This is a genomic window from Streptomyces tsukubensis (assembly GCF_003932715.1).
Taxonomy (GTDB): Bacteria; Actinomycetota; Actinomycetes; order Streptomycetales; family Streptomycetaceae; genus Streptomyces; species Streptomyces tsukubensis.
Window position 1 is genome coordinate 5,463,019 of record NZ_CP020700.1, and the last position, 17,089, is coordinate 5,480,107.

A 17,089-nucleotide genomic window follows, 5' to 3' on the forward strand; every position below is an offset into this window, starting at 1 on the left:
CGATTCAAGGCGGCGCGCCCTTCGTCTGCCCTCCGCCACCCGTCCGCCGCCGGGGATTCACCCGGATGCGGGAACCGCCGGGCGGCCCGTCACTCCTTCGCCCGCCGCTCGTTAGCGTGACACCCGGGTGCACCACCGGCGCGCGCGGAGCACGAAGGAGGGGTGGCGACGTGCGGTCCGTTCCGGCTGCGGCCTACGCCTACGTCCTGGGTGCCGTCCTCGGCACCGTCTGGTGCGTCCTGCCCGCACTGCGTGCGCACCCCTCCTGGACCACGCTCGGACTGCTCGCCGCCCTGTACGCGCTCTGCGAACTGCCCGGCCACTGTCCGTACACCGGTGACGCGATCCCGGTCCGGCCCGGCTCCTTCTTCCCGGTCCTGCTGGCGGCCTCGTTCCTGCTGCCGCCCGCCGCGGCGGCGCTGGTCGCCGTGCCGGGCGCGCTGCTGTCCCGGGTCGACCGGCGTCCGGCCGCGGTACGGCGGATCTGGCGGGCCGCGCAGCTCGCGCTCGCGACCTGGGCGGCGGCCCGGACGTACGACCTGCTCGGCGTCGACCACATCCCCGGGCCGCCGGACTTTCCCTATGCGCTGCTGCCCGCGGCCGCCGGGGCGCTCACCTTCTGTCTCGTCCTCGGACTGCTGGAGTGCGGTGTGCTCGCCACCGCGGAGCGACTGCCCGCGCGGAGCGCCTGGCGCGCGGCCGGATCCGCCGGGGCCGCCGGGCCCGCCGGTGCGGGACGGCCCGGCGGCCCCGGCGGACCACTGGGCGCGGCGGCGGTGCCGTACCTGGTCCACGGTCTGGCCGGGCTGATGATGGCGGTGCTCTGGCGCAGCCCGTACGGTCCGGTGTCGGCGGTCTTCGTCCTGCTGCCGATGTACATCTCCTGCTGGTTGTTCGCCCAGTACCAGCGCGAGTCGGCCGCCCACCGGGCCACCATCCGCTCCCTGGTCCAGGCCGTCGACATCAAGGACCGCTATACGCGCGGGCACGGCGAACGGGTGGGCCGCGCCTCCGTGCTGATCGCCCGGGAGCTGCGGATGGGCGAGGAGCGGCTCGAAGCGGTCCGGTTCGCCGGGATCCTGCACGACGTCGGCAAACTGGGCGTCCCCACCCGGATCCTCCGCAAGGACGGGCCGCTGACCCCGGAGGAGCGGCGGGTGATCGAACTGCATCCCGAGTACGGCCACGAGATCACCCGGGGCATCGGTTTCCTCCGCGAGGCGCGGGACGCGATCCTCCACCACCACGAGCGGCTCGACGGCTCCGGATATCCGAACGGGCTGGCCGGGGACGCCATTCCCGAGTTCGCGCGGGTGGTCGCGGTGGCCGACGCGTTCGACGCGATGACCTCCACCCGCTCCTACAGCAGGGCCCGGCCGGTGCAGGTCGCGCTCAAGGAGCTGGAGCGCTGCGCGGGCTCCCAGTTCGACCCCCGGATGGTGACGGCGCTGGTCAGGGCGCTCGCCCGGCACGGCTGGGAGACCGCGGTGACCTCGGACGAACCGCTGCTGCCGGCCCAGCGCGGCGATGCGCCGGACACCGCCGCGGTACGCCTGCCGCCAGGCGCAGCACCGACCGCGGCGCCGAATGCCGAACCGACCGCGGCACCGGGCGCCGACCGGGGCGCCGGTCCGCGGGACGGCCGGCGATGAGCCGCGGTGCCGCCTCCGACGGGTGGTCCCGGGTGCGCGGGTGGTTCGGCGGCCGACGTGCCGCCCCCGGCGGACCGTGCCGGAGCCGCCGTGCCCCCGCCGGGGCACAGCCTCCGGAACAGGGGCCCGTCCCGAGCCACCGCACTGCCCACGGGGCCCGGCTCAGGAAGCTTGTGGCGTTCCGTGGCCGATGTGCCGCCCCCGGCGTCCGGCCGCCGGGGCGCGGCCCGTTCCGGGTCACGGCGGCGGGGGTGGGGTACGGAGTCGCCGCGGTGCTCGGCTGTGCCGCGGTCGTCCACTGCCTCGTCCACGGGATCGCCCAGCCCGGGATCGCCCTGGCCTTCGGGGTCCTCGTCGCCGTCGGCGAGGCCGCCCGGGGACCGGCCGCCCCCGGGGCGCGCGAGCCCGCGCCCCTCGGGACGGCCGGTGTACTGGCGTACGCCCTGCTGGGCGAATGCGCCGGGCGGGCGACCACTCACGGCACGCTCCAGGTCGTCTTCGTGGTCCTGGCGGCGACCCTCGCCGGAGCCGTGGCCCGGCCGGCCCGTCACCGCCGCGACCTCCCGCGCGAACTCCCCGGCCATCTCGCCCGCCGCATCCTCGTCGCCGCCTTCGCAGCCGTCTGCTTCCAGCCGCTGCATGCGTCCGGCACCCCCGAAGGCCCGGCCGCGGGCGCCGCGTACGCCCTGTTCCTGCTGCTCCTGCTGGCGCTGACGGCCCTCTGCGACACCGTGCTGCGCGCCGCCTTCCGGCGCTCCCGGACCGGATTCCCGTACGCCCCCCTGCTCCGTGACGAACTGCGGGCACTGCCCTCCATCGGCTCCGCGGTCTGCGCCACCGGGGTGGTGATGGCCCTCGCCGTCACCGTCGCCGGACTCTGGGCGCTGCCGGTGTTCAGCCTGCCCCTGCTGCTCACCCAGCTCTCCCTCAGCCGCTACGAGACCGTCCGCGCGACCTATCGGCAGACCATCGCCTCCCTCGCCCGCGCCACCGAGATCGCGGGATACACCCCGCCGGGCCATGCCCGACGGGTCGCCGCTCTGGCGGTCGCGGTCGGCCGGGAGCTGGGCCTCGGCGGCCCCGATCTGACCGTGCTGGAGTACGCGGCCCTGATGCACGACATCGGACAGCTCTCCCTCGTCGATCCGGTGCCCGACGGGGCCACCGCCCGGCTCCCGGCCTCCGAACAGCGCCGGATCGCGCTGCTGGGCGGTGCGGTCGTCCGGCAGACGGGTGTTCCGGCGGCCGTCGCCGTCGTCGTGGAGCGGCAGGCCGATCCGTACCGCGACCAGCCGCTCACGGCCCGTATTGTCCGTACCGCCAACGCATACGACGATCTGACCGGGGGAACCGCTAGGGAGAGCGGCGTCGGCGCGGACGCGGACTCCGGCGTGCGATCCGGCGCGCGGCGTGCGGTGACCGCGCCTGCCGCGCTCGAAGAGCTGCGGCTGGCCACCGGCCGGGACCACCAGCCCGAGGTCGTCGAAGCCCTCGCCCGGGTGCTGGCGCGGGGCGTCCGGGCCCGTGCGGTGCCGGGCCCCGGCCCGGGCCGTAGGTAGGGGTTGTGGCCCCCGGGCCTCCCGGTAACCCCTGGGTTCGCCTGGTGACCCATGGGTAATGAGCCGGTCCCCGGCGCGGCATGGTTGGATGCGAAGAGGAGGGCAAGCAGAGCAGAAGCAGAGGAGAAGCGATCGGACGGCGGCGTCCGCGACGGCTGCCGGGACCCGGGAGCCGCCGGGAAGGGCACGACGGCACACAGGGCGGCACGGAGAGCGGCAGCGCCGCAGACGGCGGAACGAGACAGCGTCCGGGGGAACTGACCCGAGCGACCGGCAGGCGGGAATCGTGAGGATCTTCGGGAAGGTACGGCATCGGCCCTCCGCCTCGTGGCGGCAGGCCACCGACCGCGCGTTCACGCTGATCGGCGACGGCCGTTACGAGGACGCGGGCGCCCTGCTGACCAGGGCCGCGGACCTGGAGCCCTGGCTCGCCGAGTCCTGGTTCAATCTGGCCCTCCTGCACAAGTTCCGGCACGACTGGGAGCAGGCGCGGGCCGCGGGCCTGCGCGCGGTCGCCCTCCTCGACCGGGACGCCGGAGCCCCGGACTGGTGGAACGTCGGTATCGCGGCGACCGCGCTCCAGGACTGGCCGCTGGCCCGCCGCGCCTGGCAGGCGTACGGACTGAAGGTGCCCGGCGCACCCGCGCGGACGGGCGCCGGGGGTGCGGGCCTCGGGGCCGCAGGCGAGCCCGTCGACATGGACCTCGGCAGCGCGGCCGTACGCCTGTCGCCCGAGGGTGAGGCGGAAGTCGTCTGGGGCCGCAGGCTGGACCCGGCCCGGATGGAGGTCCTCTCCATTCCGCTGCCGTCCTCCGGCCGCCGCTGGGGCGAGGTCGTCCTCCACGACGGCGCCGCGAACGGCGAGCGCGTCACCTCCGCGGGCCCCGCCTACCCCGTCTTCGACGAGATCGAGCTGTGGGCGCCGTCGCCGGTGCCGACCTGGGTCGTCCTGCTGGAGGCCGCGACCGAGGCCGACCGGGACGACCTGGAGCGGCTCGCCTCCGACGCCGGATTCGCCGCCGAGGACTGGTCGTCGTCGGTACGGCTGCTCTGCCGCACCTGCTCCGAGGGGTCGATGCCCAGCGCGGAGGGCGAGGGCGAGCACCTCGACCCCCACGACCACAGCGAACCGGGCCATCCGGGACCGCTGGGCCACCGGACCGCGGGCGAGCTGTGGTCACCGGAGCGGGAGTGCGGTATCGCGGCCCCGCCCGGACTGGTCCGCGGACTGCTCGACAGCTGGGTCGCGGACCGCCCGGACGGCCGGGAGTGGCGGGATCTCGAAGAGGTCTGCTGACCGCACGGCCGAAAAGTGCCGCTGACCGCGGTCCGCGGAAGGGCCGTAGGCTGTATCCCCGCACGTTCCGTACGCCGCCCGGCGCACGGGACGCTCAAGAACCGTCACCGGTCACCGACCATCACCCGGGGTATCGAGGAACACATGGCGTCGCAGCAGGGCATTGACGAACCGGCCGTCGAGGAGTTCATCAACGACACGGAGGACGCCGAAGAGCGTGAGCGGGCCCACCGCGAGCGCGGCACATCCCGGCCCATCACGGTCGTCGGCAATCCGGTCCTGCACCGGGAGTGCCAGGACGTCACCGTCTTCGACGAGGAGCTGGCGGCGCTCATCGACGACATGTTCGCCAGCCAGCGCACGGCGGAAGGCGTCGGCCTGGCCGCCAACCAGATCGGGGTCGACCGCAAGGTCTTCGTCTACGACTGCCCGGACGACGAGGGCGTCCGGCACGTGGGCGCCGTCTGCAACCCGGTACTGGAGGAGCTGCCCGCGGAGCGCCGGGTGCTGGACGAGTCCAACGAGGGCTGCCTCTCCGTCCCCACGGCGTACGCCTCCCTGGCCCGCCCCGACTACGCGGTGGTCAGCGGACAGGACGCCGCGGGCAACCCGATCCGCATCGAGGGCACCGGCTACTTCGCCCGCTGCCTCCAGCACGAGACGGACCACCTCTACGGCCGGCTGTACATCGACCGTCTGTCCAAGCGCGACCGCAAGGACGCGCTGCAGCAGATGGCGGAGGGCACCCCGCGCTACGCGACCGTCCCGAACGAGTGACGTTCCGCCCGTCCGCAGACCGTGAGGCCGCCCTCCAGGGCGGCCTCACGGCGTTCCCGGCCCTGCCGCGGCGCTGCGTACGGCCCCGTCACGACGGTGCGGCCGGGCCCGGGAGATCCGGACCCGGCCGCACCGGGGCGCCTCTGCCGAGGCAGGCTCAGAAGTCGTCGTCGAAGGCGACCGAGCCCTCCACCGCCACCTGGTAGGCGGAGGGACGGCGCTCGAAGAAGTTGGTCAGCTCCTGCACACCCTGGAGCTCCATGAAGGAGAAGGGGTTCTCCGATCCGTACACCGGGGCGAAGCCCAGCCGGACCAGCCGCTGGTCCGCGACGCACTGGAGGTACTCGCGCATCGACTCCGTGTTCATGCCCGGCAGACCGTCGCCGCACAGGTCCCGGCCGAACTGCAGCTCCGCCTCCACGGCCTCCTTCAGCATGTCGGTGACCTGCTGCCGGAGCTCGTCGTCGAAGAGCTCGGGCTCCTCCTTGCGGACGGTGTCGACGACCTCGAACGCGAAGTTCATGTGCATGGTCTCGTCCCGGAACACCCAGTTGGTGCCGGTCGCCAGACCGTGCAGCAGACCGCGGGAGCGGAACCAGTACACGTACGCGAAGGCGCCGTAGAAGAACAGCCCCTCGATACAGGCCGCGAAGCAGATCAGATTGAGCAGGAAACGGCGGCGGTCGGCCTGCGTGTCCAGCTGGTCCAGCTTCTCGACCTGGTCCATCCACCGGAAGCAGAACTGGGCCTTCTCGCGGATGGACGGGATGTTCTCGACCGCCGCGAAGGCGGCCGTACGGTCCTCCGGGTCGGGGAGGTAGGTGTCCAGCAGCGTCAGATAGAACTGGACGTGCACCGCCTCCTCGAAGAGCTGACGGCTCAGGTAGAGCCGCGCCTCCGGGGAGTTGATGTGCTTGTAGAGGGTGAGCACCAGATTGTTGGCGACGATGGAGTCACCGGTGGCGAAGAACGCCACCAGCCGCCCGATCAGATGCTGCTCGCCCGGGGTGAGCTTCGCCAGGTCGGCGACGTCGGAGTGGAGGTCGACCTCCTCCACCGTCCAGGTGTTCTTGATGGCGTCGCGGTACCGCTCGTAGAAGTCGGGGTAGCGCATCGGCCGCAGGGTGAGCTCGAAGCCCGGGTCCAGCAGATTCTGCACGCGGGCGGGGGTTTCCGGGGTGGGCATTACTGGCAGGCCTCGCAGGACTCGGGGTTCTCCAGGGAGCAGGCGACCGCCTCTTCGGGGGTGGCCTGCGCCGGAACGGGGACGGGGGTGGCGGCCGAACCGCTCGCGGCCCGGGCGATCCGGGTCGCGGGCCGGGACCGCAGGTAGTACGTGGTCTTCAGCCCCTGCTTCCAGGCGTACGCGTACATCGAGCTGAGCTTCCCGATGGTCGGCGTCTCCAGGAACAGGTTCAGCGACTGCGACTGGTCGAGATAGGGCGTCCGGGCCGCCGCCATGTCGATCAGACCGCGCTGCGGGATCTCCCACGCCGTCCGGTACAGCTCGCGGACGTCGGCCGGGACCCAGGAGAAGCCCTGCACCGAACCGTTGGCGTCGCGCAGCGCCTCCCGGGTCTGCGCGTCCCAGACGCCGAGCTTCTTCAACTCCGCCACCAGGTACGAGTTCACCTGCAGGAACTCTCCGGAGAGCGTCTCGCGCTTGAACAGGTTGGAGACCTGGGGCTCGATGCACTCGTACACCCCGGCGATGGACGCGATGGTCGCGGTCGGCGCGATCGCGAGCAGCAGGGAGTTCCGCATCCCGGTCCGGGCGATCCGGGCGCGCAGGGCCTCCCAGCGCTCCGGCCAGGCCGGCTCGGTGCCGTAGTGGTCGGGGTGCAGGACCCCGCGGGCGGCCCGGGTCTTCTCCCAGGCGGGGAAGGTGCCGTGGCGCTCGGCCAGATCGGCGGACGCCTCGTACGCGGCGAGCATGATCCGCTCGGCGATCCGGGTCGACAGGGCGCGGGCCTCGGGGGAGTCGAAGGGCAGCCGCAGCTGGAAGAAGACGTCCTGGAGGCCCATGGCGCCCAGGCCGACCGGCCGCCAGCGGGTGTTGGAGCGCCCGGCCTGCTCGGTCGGGTAGAAGTTGATGTCCACGACCCGGTCGAGGAAGGTCACGGCGGTACGGACGGTGGCGTCCAGCCGCTCCCAGTCGATCTCCCCGCCGACGACGAAGGCGCCCAGGTTGACCGAGCCCAGATTGCAGACCGCGGTCTCGCCGTCGTCGGTGACTTCGAGGATCTCGGTGCAGAGGTTCGACGAGTGGACCGTGTGGCCCTTCTCGGCGGTCTGGTTGGCGGTGCGGTTGGCGGCGTCCTTGAAGGTCATCCAGCCGTTGCCGGTCTGGGCCAGGGTCCGCATCATCCGGCCGTACAGCTCACGCGCGGGCATGGTCTTGCGGGCCAGGCCCTTCGCCTCGGCGGCCCGGTAGGCGGCGTCGAACTCATCGCCCCACAGGTCGACCAGCTCGGGGGTGTCGGCGGGGGAGAAGAGCGACCATTCGGCGTCGTCCGCGACCCGGCGCATGAACTCGTCCGGGACCCAGTGCGCCAGATTCAGATTGTGGGTCCGCCGGGCGTCCTCGCCGGTGTTGTCGCGCAGCTCCAGGAACTCCTCGATGTCCGCGTGCCAGGTCTCCAGGTAGACCGCGGCGGCGCCCTTGCGGCGGCCGCCCTGGTTCACCGCGGCGACCGAGGCGTCGAGGGTCTTCAGGAACGGGACGATGCCGTTGGAGTGCCCGTTGGTGCCGCGGATCAGGGAGCCGCGGGCCCGGATCCTGGAGTACGAGAGCCCGATGCCGCCGGCGTGCTTGGAGAGCCGGGCGACCTGGTGGTAGCGGTCGTAGATGGAGTCCAGCTCGTCGAGCGGGGAGTCCAGCAGATAGCAGGACGACATCTGCGGGTGGCGGGTGCCGGAGTTGAAGAGCGTCGGGGACGAGGGCAGGTAGTCCAGCCGGCTCATCAGCCCGTACAGCGCGACGACCTCGTCGAGGGCGCGTACGCCGTCGTCCTCCGCGAGCCCGCAGGCGACCCGGAGCATGAAGTGCTGCGGGGTCTCGATCACCTGGCGGGTGATGGGGTGGCGCAGCAGATAGCGGCTGTAGAGGGTGCGCAGCCCGAAGTAGCCGAAGCGGTCGTCGGCGGCCGGGTCGATCGTCGCGTCGAGCCGCTCGGCGTACCGCTCCACGAATGCGGCGGTACGGTCCGCGATCAGGCCCTCGTCATGTCCCACCCGCACCGAGGCGGTGAAGGAGACCGAGCCCTGGCCCGCGGCCTCGGCGGCGATGGTCCGGGTCAGCAGCCGGGCGGCCAGCCGGGAGTAGGCGGGATCATCGGAGATCAGGCCCGCGGCGGCGTCGGTGGCGAGCTGATGGAGTTCCGCCGCGTCCGATCCGGGGTGCCGGCCGCGGAGCGCGGCGGCGGCCACCCTGCCGGGGTCGGTGTCCGGCAGATCGGCGGTGAGGTCGGTCAGGGTCCGCAGCAGGGCGGTCCCCGGCCCGTCCTCGGGCGTCGCGGCAGTGGGCCGGGGGGTCTGCCCGGGCAGCTGCTGGGCGGTGCCTGAAGCCGGATCGGCTGGCGCGATGGTCACGTGGTGCTCTCCCTCGCTCGGCTCGCGGGCCGTCGGCGGGGGAGGGGTGGGCAGGCCGGACGTTCCCGGAAACGGGCAGCACGCACGGCGTCCACCGGCCCAACCGCGAGGCCCGGACGTCTCGGCACCCGGGTCGGACGATCCGGGTGCGCTGTCGGCAGACGGCCGGACTTGCCCTGGCGCGACAAAGTACGCCGAAGCACACCGTTGCGGGACAGTTCCGGATTCGCACCGGATTCCTCTGCGGTGACAGCGAGATGAGCATACATGTGGGGGCACCGCCGAAGCGGTGCCCCCACATGTTGTGTCGCGCCTCTCATGCTCCCGCACGGTCCGGGGCCGTCCACGACGGTGTCCACGCCCCTCCGGGGAGGCCCGGCCCCCTGCCCGGGACGGCCCGGCCGAGCCCCTCCAAGGGGCCACGGTGCGCTTCCCCGGCCGGGAGGCGGCTGTTTCAGGGGCACGGCTTCCTTCCCCAGGGGGCGAGGTGAAGGTTTTCAGGGGGGCGCCTCCCACGCCGCCAGGCGTAGGGGGAGGAAACTGCGCGATCGGCCACGACGGTGTTGTGCTCGGCAGACGGCATGCAATGCCGTTACGGATTCCGCCTCCCGCCCGGCCGGGTGACGACCGTATGCGACCACGCGCCGCCGTCGGCTTGTCGCGCAGTTCCTCGCGCCCCCGGGTACTCCCGCTTGGCGTCTTGGCAGGGGGAGCGCCGCCACGGGGTGCTCGTGCCTGCCATTCCGGGAATGACGGCCCCGCCCCTGGGCACTCCTGCTTGCCACTCCGGCGGGGGAGCCGTGCCACTGGGTGCTCCTGCGCGGCGTACCGGAAAAAAAAGGGGGGCGCCGCGCTCCGACAGGGGTCGGGGCGCGGCGCACATGGAGAAGCGGAGGCTCTAGTCCTGGGGGCGGCGGAGGCGGGCGACGAACTTGTAGCGGTCGCCGCGGTACACCGACCGCACCCACTCCACCGGCTCCCCCTGCGCGTCCAGCGAGTGCCGCGACAGCATCAGCATCGGCAGCCCGACGTCCGTACCGAGCAGCCCCGCCTCGCGCGGTGTCGCCAGGGACGTCTCGATGGTCTCCTCCGCCTCGGCGAGATGGACGTCGTAGACCTCGGCCAGTGCCGTATAGAGGGAGGTGTACTTGACCAGGCTGCGCCGGAGCGCCGGGAAGCGCTTGGCGGACAGATGGGTGGTCTCGATGGCCATCGGCTCACCGCTGGCCAGCCGGAGGCGTTCGATCCGCAGGACCCGGCCGCCGGTGGAGATGTCGAGCAGTCCCGCGAGGGTGTCGTCCGCGGTGACGTACCCGATGTCGAGCAGCTGGGAGGTGGGTTCCAGGCCCTGGGCCTTCATGTCCTCGGTGTACGAGGTCAGTTGGAGCGCCTGGGAGACCTTGGGCTTGGCGACGAACGTGCCCTTGCCCTGGATGCGCTCCAGCCGGCCTTCGACGACCAGCTCCTGGAGCGCCTGGCGCACGGTGGTGCGCGAGGTGTCGAATTCGGCCGCGAGCGTGCGCTCCGGCGGTACCGGCGTGCCCGGGGGCAGGGTCTCCGTCATGTCGAGGAGGTGCCTTTTGAGGCGGTAGTACTTGGGTACGCGCGCGGTCCGGGTCGGTGTCCCGGCCTCGGTCTCCGTACCCACCCCGTCCGTCGTCATGGCCCGCCTTCCCGTTCCCGACTGCGCTGCTGCCGTCACCGGCTCCTCCGTCTGTAGCGGATCACATCGTGGCACGGGCCGGTCCCGGGGAGTGACCCTGTCCCTCCTGTTTTTCTGCCTTCAGGGTGGACACCACTGCTTCTTATACACCGAGGGGGCTAGGGTTGGTCTAGTCCAAGCGAAGGCCTCAAGCCTGCCCGGATCATGCCCTGATGTCGGTCCGATAACGGACTGGACAGGCATGTTTATCGAGCCTTGACAGCCCGAAAGGTCTAGGCCAAGCTCCGGGTACTGGTCTAAACCATTTAAGACCGGGTCCCAGCCCCAGGCAGTACTTTCGCGTATGGCTTCGTTTTGGGCGGGGTGGCAGGCATCCCTTAGGAGGGTGGCGTGAAGCGCAAGCTCATCGCGGCGATCGGTGTCGCGGGCATGTTGGTCAGTGTTGCCGCGTGTGGCTCGGACGACAAGAAGGACAGCGAGGGTTCCGGCAAGGACGGCTTCAAGGGTCAGACCCTGACGTTCTGGGCCATGGACGGTTCGACGCCGGACAAGTGGCTCGCTGATCTGACCGCCGAGTTCGAGGCCAAGACCGGCGCCAAGCTGAAGTACGAGAAGCAGGCGTGGAACGGTATTCAGCAGAAGCTGACGACCGCTCTCTCCGAGGACACCCCGCCGGACGTCTTCGAGATCGGCAACACCCAGACCCCCGCCTACGCCAAGACCGGCGGTCTGGCGGACCTCGGTGACCTGAAGAAGGAGATCGGCGCCGACTGGTCCGAGTCCCTCAACAAGGCCTCCGTCTTCGAGGGCAAGCAGTACGCCGCCCCCTGGTACTTCGCCAACCGTGTGGTGATCTACAACAAGTCGGTCTTCGCCGAGGCCGGCATCACCGCGCCGCCGAAGACCCGCGCCGAGTTCTACGCCGCGCTCGACAAGATCAAGGCGAAGGGCAAGGAGCCGATCTACCTGCCCGGCCAGAACTGGTACCACTTCGTCGGACTGGTGATCGGCCAGGGCGGCGAGCTGGTCAAGAAGGACGGCGACAAGTGGGTCTCCAACCTCGCTGACCCGAAGGTCCAGGCCGCGGCCGAGGAATACAAGAAGATGCAGGCCTACTCCAAGGCCCCCAAGGACAAGGACGAGGCCACGCCGCAGCAGGCCGACATCTTTGCCCAGGGCAAGACCGGTGCCTTCATCGGCATGGGCTGGGAGGGCGCCACCGCCATCAAGGCGAACCCGGCCATCGAGAAGGAGCTCGGCTACTTCACCATCCCCGGTGAGACCGCCGACAAGCCCGAGGGTGTCTTCCTCGGTGGCTCCAACCTCGCCGTCGCGCAGAACAGCAAGAAGCAGGCGCTCGCCAAGGAGTTCCTGAAGCTTGCGCTCTCCGACAAGTACGAGGGCGGCCTGGCCAAGGCCAGCGGCGTCATCCCGAACAAGGAGTCCCTGAACTCCAACCTGACGGGCAACCCGGTCGCCGAGGCCGCCGCTCCGTCCGCGAAGTTCGGCGGCACGACCCCGCTGATCGCCGAGTGGGCAGCCGTCGAGAACGCCCCCAACCCGATCAAGACCTACCTCACCGCCGTGGTGAGCGGTAAGTCTCCGGCGGACGCCGCCAAGCAGGTCGAGGGCGAGTTCAACAAGCGCCTGGCTCAGAAGCAGTAACTGTCACGGCGGCCGGGGCGGGGGCGAACGCCCCTGCCCCGGCCGCCGACTGCTGTCCCCAAAGCGCCTAGGAAGAGATGGCGAGCATGACCGTGCAGACCGAACGGGCGCCGTCCGGCCCCGCGGAGGCGTCCGAGCCTCCGGTCAAGGGCAAGGGCAGGCCCTCCGCACCGCGTAAGGCGGGCGATTTCGTTCCTTATCTGCTGCTGCTTCCCGCGGTGGCCGCCACCCTGGTCTTCCTGGGCTGGCCTCTGGTCAACAACGCGATTCTGTCGTTCCAGAACCTCAATATGAGACAGCTGATCCAGCGTCTCACCGAGTGGAACGGCATCGACAACTACCGGGATATCCTCACCGGTCCGGACTTCTGGCGGGTCACCGGCCGTTCGATCGTCTTCGCGGGCGTCAACGTCCTGCTGATCATGGTCCTGGGCACGCTCGTCGGTCTGCTCCTCGCCCGCATCGGCAAGAAGATGCGCGTCACCCTCATGGTCGCGCTCGTTCTCGCCTGGGCCATGCCGGTCGTCGCCTCCAGCACCGTCTACCAGTGGCTCTTCGCCCAGCGGTTCGGCGTCATCAACTGGGTCCTCGTCCAACTCGGCTTCGAGGGCATGGCCAGCCACAACTGGTTCGGCACCCAGTTCTCCACCTTCTTCGTGGTGACCCTGCTGATCGTCTGGCAGTCCATACCCTTCGTCGCCCTCAGCCTCTACGCGGCGACCACCACGATCCCGAAGGAACTGTACGAGGCAGCGGCGCTGGACGGCGCCAACGCCTGGCGCAGCTTCACCTCGGTGACCATGCCGTTCCTGCGGCCGTTCCTCTACGCCACCACATTCCTGGAGATCATCTGGGTCTTCAAGGCGTTTGTCCAGGTCTACACGATCAACGCCGGCGGTCCGGACCGGCTCACCGAGATCCTCCCGGTGTACGCGTACATCGAGGGCATCGGCAACCAGCACTACGGCATGGGCTCCGCCATCGCGATGCTCACCATCGTCATCATGCTGCTGCTGACGGCCTACTACCTCCGGATCGTTCTCAAGCAAGAGGAGGACCAGCGATGAAGCGCTCCCTGTTCGGCCGCTTCTGGCCCAATGCCACCGCCGTATTCCTCGTGCTGGTCTTCATCTTCCCCGTCTACTGGATGTTCTCGACGGCGTTCAAGAAGACCACGGACATCGTCACGGACACCCCGGTCTGGTTCCCGACCAATCCGACGACGCAGCACTTCAAGACCGCGATCAACGCCGACAACTTCTGGAGCTTCGTCGGCAACTCGCTCACCGTCACCCTGCTCGCGGTGATCTTCTCGCTGATGATCGCCCTGGCGGCGTCCTTCGCTCTGGCCCGGATGCGCTTCAAGGGCCGGCGCGGCTTCATCATCGGCTTCATGGTCGCCCAGATGGCGCCCTGGGAAGTCATGGTCATCGCCATCTACTTCATCGTCCGCGACGCCGACATGCTCAACAGCCTGGTGCCGCTGACGCTCTTCTACATGGTGATGATCCTGCCCTTCACCCTCCTCACGCTCCGCGGCTTCGTCGCCGCCGTGCCGAAGGAGCTGGAAGAGGCTGCCATGGTCGACGGCTGCACCCGCCGCCAGGCGTTCATCAAGGTGATCCTGCCGCTGCTCGCCCCCGGTCTGATGTCGACGTCGATGTTCGGCTTCATCACCGCCTGGAACGAGTTCCCGATGGTGCTGGTCCTCAACAAGCAGGTCGAGTACCAGACCCTGCCGGTGTGGCTCGCCGGCTTCCAGTCCGTCTTCGGCAACGACTGGGGCGCGACCATGGCGGCGTCGACCCTCTTCGCCATCCCGGTGCTGCTGCTCTTCCTCTATCTCCAGCGCAGAGCGGTTGGCGGGCTGAGCGACGGCGCTGTGAAGGGATAACCTGGGATGACCTCCATGACCAACGACGTACGGGCCACCGACCGGCTCAGCCGGGACGCGCTCACCGTCCTCCAGCCCGGCTTCGAGGGCACCACCGCCCCCGACTGGCTGCTCCGGCAGATCGCCGACGGCCTTGCCGCGGTCGGCCTGTTCGGGCGGAACATCACCACCCCCGAGCAGCTCACCGCGCTCACCGCGCAGCTCCGGGCCGAGCGTGACGACCTCCTCGTCGCCATCGACGAGGAGAGCGGCGACGTCACCCGGCTGGAGGTCGTCGACGGCTCCTCCTTCCCCGGCAACTACGCGCTCGGCACCGTGGACGACACCGCGCTCACCCGCGACGTCGCCCACGAGCTGGGCCGGCGGCTCGCCGCCTGCGGGGTGGACTTCAACTGGGCGCCGTCCGCGGACGTCAACGCCAATCCGGACAACCCGGTCATCGGCGTCCGTTCCTTCGGCGCCGACGCGGCCCTGACCGCGCGGCACACCGTCGCGTACCTCCAGGGCCTCCAGGACGCCGGAGTCGCGGCCTGCGTCAAACACTTCCCCGGCCACGGGGACACCAACGTCGACTCGCACCACGCGATGCCCCGTATCGACGTCGGCCTGGAAACCCTCCACGCCCGGGACCTGCTGCCGTTCCGCGAGGCCATCGCGGCCGGCACCAAGGCCGTGATGAGCGCGCACATCCTGCTGCCTGCGCTCGACCCGGACCGTCCGGCGACCCTCAGCCCCCGGATCCTCACCGGGCTGCTCCGCGAGGAGCTCGGCTTCGACGGGCTGATCGTCACCGACGGCATGGAGATGCAGGCCATCGCGGCGACGTACGGAATCGAACGAGGCTCCGTCCTCGCGCTCGCCGCCGGTGCCGACGCGATCTGCGTCGGCGGCGGACTGGCGGACGAGGGGACCGTCCTGGCCCTGCGGGACGCGATCGTCACCGCGGTCCGGGAGGGCGACCTGCCCGAGGAGCGTCTGGCCGACGCGGCGGCGCGGGTCCGCGCCCTCGCCGACTGGACGCGCCGGGCACGGGGGGCCGTCGCGGCGCCGGGCGCGGAAACGCAGGAGGGGACCGCGCCCGGCGTCCGCGGCGGGGCTGCCAACGGTGTCGTACGCGATCTGTCCGATATCGGGCTCGTCGCCGCCCGCCGGGCCGTCCAGGTCACCCCCGGTGCGGAGCCGTACCGGCCGGTCACCGAACCGGCGTACGTCGCGGCCTTCGCCCCCGAGGCGAACATCGCCGTCGGTGACGAGACCCCCTGGGGTGTCGCCGGGGAGCTGGCCGCGCTGCTGCCGGGCACCGTCTCGGTCACCCGCACCGACGTGCCCGTCGAGGAAGCCGCCGGTCTCGCCGGCGAGGTGCTGGCCGAGGCCGGGGACCGTAGGATCGTCGCAGTGGTACGCGATGCCCACCGCCACGACTGGATGGCGGCGGCCCTCGACGCGCTCGTCACCGCCCGGCCGGACACGGTCGTCGTGGAGATGGGCCTCAACGGGGCCGAGCCGAAGGGGGCGCTGTACATCGCGACCCACGGCGCCGCCCGCGTCTGCGGACGCGCCGCCGCGGAGGTCATCACCGGCGCGAGCGCGGGTGTCTGACCGAAGCTGACCGTTTGCTGTACCGGGGGGGCCGCTCCGGGCGTTCGACGCCCGGGGCGGCCTTCGCGGTACCCGGACCGGCTGCTGGAGGCGCGACACATGGCTGCGACGGACTCGGCACCGGGGAATGGCGACCACCGGGAGCGGCCCGGGCGCATCATGTCCGGCGAGATGGCGGAACAGCCCGCCGTACTGCGGCGCATCCTCGAACAGGGCGCGCCGCGCATCCGCGAGACCGCGGCGGCCGTCGCGGCCCGCGCACCGCGGTTCGTCCTGCTGACGGCCCGCGGCACCTCGGACAACGCGGCGCTCTACGCCAAATATCTGCTGGAGATCAAACTCGGCCTGCCCTGCGGGCTGACCTCCATGTCCACCACGACGGCGTACGGGGCCAGGCCCGAGCTGCGGGACGTCCTGGTGATCACCGTCAGCCAGTCCGGCGGCTCACCCGACCTCGTCGCCTCGACCCGGGCCGCGCGGGACGCGGGCGCCGTGACGCTGGCCGTCACCAACAACCCGGACTCGCCGCTGGCCGCGGTCTCGGAATTCCACATCGACATCCTCGCGGGCCCCGAGAAGGCGCTGCCCGCGACCAAGACGTACACCGCGTCCCTGCTCGCCCTCTATCTCTTCGTGGAGGGCCTCCGCGGCGCGGACGGGGCGGCCGCCGGGGCCCTGCCCGAACTGGCCGAACGCATCCTGGCGCGCGGCGACGAAGTCCGCAGGCTGGCGTCCCGCTACCGGTTCGCCGAGCGGATGGTGATCACTTCCCGCGGGTACGGCTACCCGACGGCCAAGGAAGCCGCCCTCAAGCTCATGGAGACCAGCTATATCCCGGCCCTGTCGTACTCCGGCGCCGATCTGCTGCACGGACCGCTGGCCATGGTCGACAACATCTCGCCGGTCATCGCCGTGGTGACCGCGGGCCGCGGCGGCGAGGCGCTCCAGCCGGTCCTGGACCGGCTCAGGGGCCGGGGCGCGGATCTGGTGGTTGTGGGCCCGGCGCCGCAGGTCGCGGCGGCGTCGGCGGGTTTCGTCCTGCCGGTGGACGGCCTCCCGGAGGACCTCCAGCCGATCCTGGAGATCCTGCCGCTGCAGTTGCTGGCGTACGAGGTGACGCTGGCGAGGGGCCAGGACCCCGACGCGCCGAGGGCTCTCGCCAAGGTCACGGAGACTCACTAGCCCCCGGGAACCCCGGCCCCGGGGCCCTCGCCCGCAGGCGCGGGACTGGTTCTCGGGGGCCGGCCCCGAGAAGGTGCCGGGGGCGCGGCCTGCGGGCAGTCATGGGCTGTTCGCGCAGTTCCTCCCCCTACGCCTGGCGGCGTGGGGGGACCCCCGGCGCCCCATATGCCCCTCTCACCCTTGAGCAGGTGTGGCTCCGCAGGGAGCGCC

At 71.3% G+C, this 17,089-nt stretch carries 12 protein-coding genes and 1 riboswitch; of the genes, 9 read left to right on the forward strand and 3 right to left on the reverse strand.

Annotated elements, in window-relative coordinates:
* Positions 1-170: 170 nt before the first annotated feature.
* The 4 genes from B7R87_RS22690 (at position 171) to def (ending at position 5,285) form a co-directional block, all read left to right on the forward strand.
* Positions 171-1,652, forward strand: coding sequence for an HD-GYP domain-containing protein (locus B7R87_RS22690; protein ID WP_130584839.1), 1,482 nt, complete (start codon positions 171-173; stop codon positions 1,650-1,652).
* A 251-nt stretch (positions 1,653-1,903) separates the two neighbouring features.
* The gene (locus B7R87_RS22695; RefSeq protein WP_045852864.1) at positions 1,904-3,211 is read left to right on the forward strand and encodes an HD domain-containing protein; all 1,308 of its coding nucleotides are present in this window, start codon (positions 1,904-1,906) and stop codon (positions 3,209-3,211) included.
* A gap of 286 nt (positions 3,212-3,497) precedes the next feature.
* Positions 3,498-4,508, forward strand: coding sequence for a tetratricopeptide repeat protein (locus tag B7R87_RS22700; protein ID WP_006346720.1), 1,011 nt, complete (start codon positions 3,498-3,500; stop codon positions 4,506-4,508).
* A 144-nt stretch (positions 4,509-4,652) separates the two neighbouring features.
* On the forward strand, positions 4,653-5,285 hold the full coding sequence (gene def, locus B7R87_RS22705) for a peptide deformylase (RefSeq protein WP_006346719.1): 633 nt from the start codon (positions 4,653-4,655) through the stop codon (positions 5,283-5,285).
* A gap of 157 nt (positions 5,286-5,442) precedes the next feature.
* On the opposite strand, the gene B7R87_RS22710 is transcribed toward def, so the two are convergent.
* The 3 genes from B7R87_RS22710 to B7R87_RS22720 form a co-directional block, all read right to left on the reverse strand.
* Entirely contained in the window at positions 5,443-6,471 is a 1,029-nt protein-coding gene (locus B7R87_RS22710; RefSeq protein ID WP_006346718.1) for a ribonucleotide-diphosphate reductase subunit beta, read from the reverse strand.
* A complete protein-coding gene (locus B7R87_RS22715; RefSeq protein WP_006346717.1) occupies positions 6,471-8,876 on the reverse strand; it encodes a ribonucleoside-diphosphate reductase subunit alpha in 2,406 nt (801 codons plus the stop codon). Before B7R87_RS22715 ends, B7R87_RS22710 begins: the two co-directional genes overlap by 1 nt.
* A 139-nt stretch (positions 8,877-9,015) precedes the next feature.
* Positions 9,016-9,177, reverse strand: a riboswitch (cobalamin riboswitch).
* Between the two features lie 597 nt (positions 9,178-9,774).
* Complete coding sequence (locus tag B7R87_RS22720) at positions 9,775-10,539, reverse strand: GntR family transcriptional regulator (RefSeq protein WP_006346716.1); 765 nt, start codon at positions 10,537-10,539, stop codon at positions 9,775-9,777.
* Positions 10,540-10,929: 390 nt separating this feature from the next.
* Between B7R87_RS22720 and B7R87_RS22725 the strand changes: the two genes are divergently transcribed.
* The 5 genes from B7R87_RS22725 to B7R87_RS22745 all read left to right on the forward strand — a co-directional run bounded on the left by B7R87_RS22725 (position 10,930) and on the right by B7R87_RS22745 (position 16,879).
* Positions 10,930-12,204 carry an extracellular solute-binding protein gene (locus B7R87_RS22725; RefSeq protein ID WP_006346715.1) on the forward strand — a complete coding sequence of 425 codons (1,275 nt, stop codon included), beginning with the start codon at positions 10,930-10,932 and terminating at the stop codon, positions 12,202-12,204.
* Between the two features lie 86 nt (positions 12,205-12,290).
* Complete coding sequence (locus tag B7R87_RS22730; protein WP_006346714.1) at positions 12,291-13,271, forward strand: carbohydrate ABC transporter permease; 981 nt, start codon at positions 12,291-12,293, stop codon at positions 13,269-13,271.
* The gene (locus B7R87_RS22735; protein WP_006346713.1) at positions 13,268-14,098 is read left to right on the forward strand and encodes a carbohydrate ABC transporter permease; all 831 of its coding nucleotides are present in this window, start codon (positions 13,268-13,270) and stop codon (positions 14,096-14,098) included. The genes B7R87_RS22730 and B7R87_RS22735 overlap by 4 nt, the downstream gene beginning before the upstream one ends.
* A gap of 15 nt (positions 14,099-14,113) precedes the next feature.
* On the forward strand, positions 14,114-15,697 hold the full coding sequence (locus B7R87_RS22740; protein WP_391116083.1) for a glycoside hydrolase family 3 protein: 1,584 nt from the start codon (positions 14,114-14,116) through the stop codon (positions 15,695-15,697).
* Positions 15,698-15,796: 99 nt separating this feature from the next.
* Positions 15,797-16,879 carry an SIS domain-containing protein gene (locus B7R87_RS22745; protein WP_040914325.1) on the forward strand — a complete coding sequence of 361 codons (1,083 nt, stop codon included), beginning with the start codon at positions 15,797-15,799 and terminating at the stop codon, positions 16,877-16,879.
* Positions 16,880-17,089: the final 210 nt, after the last annotated feature.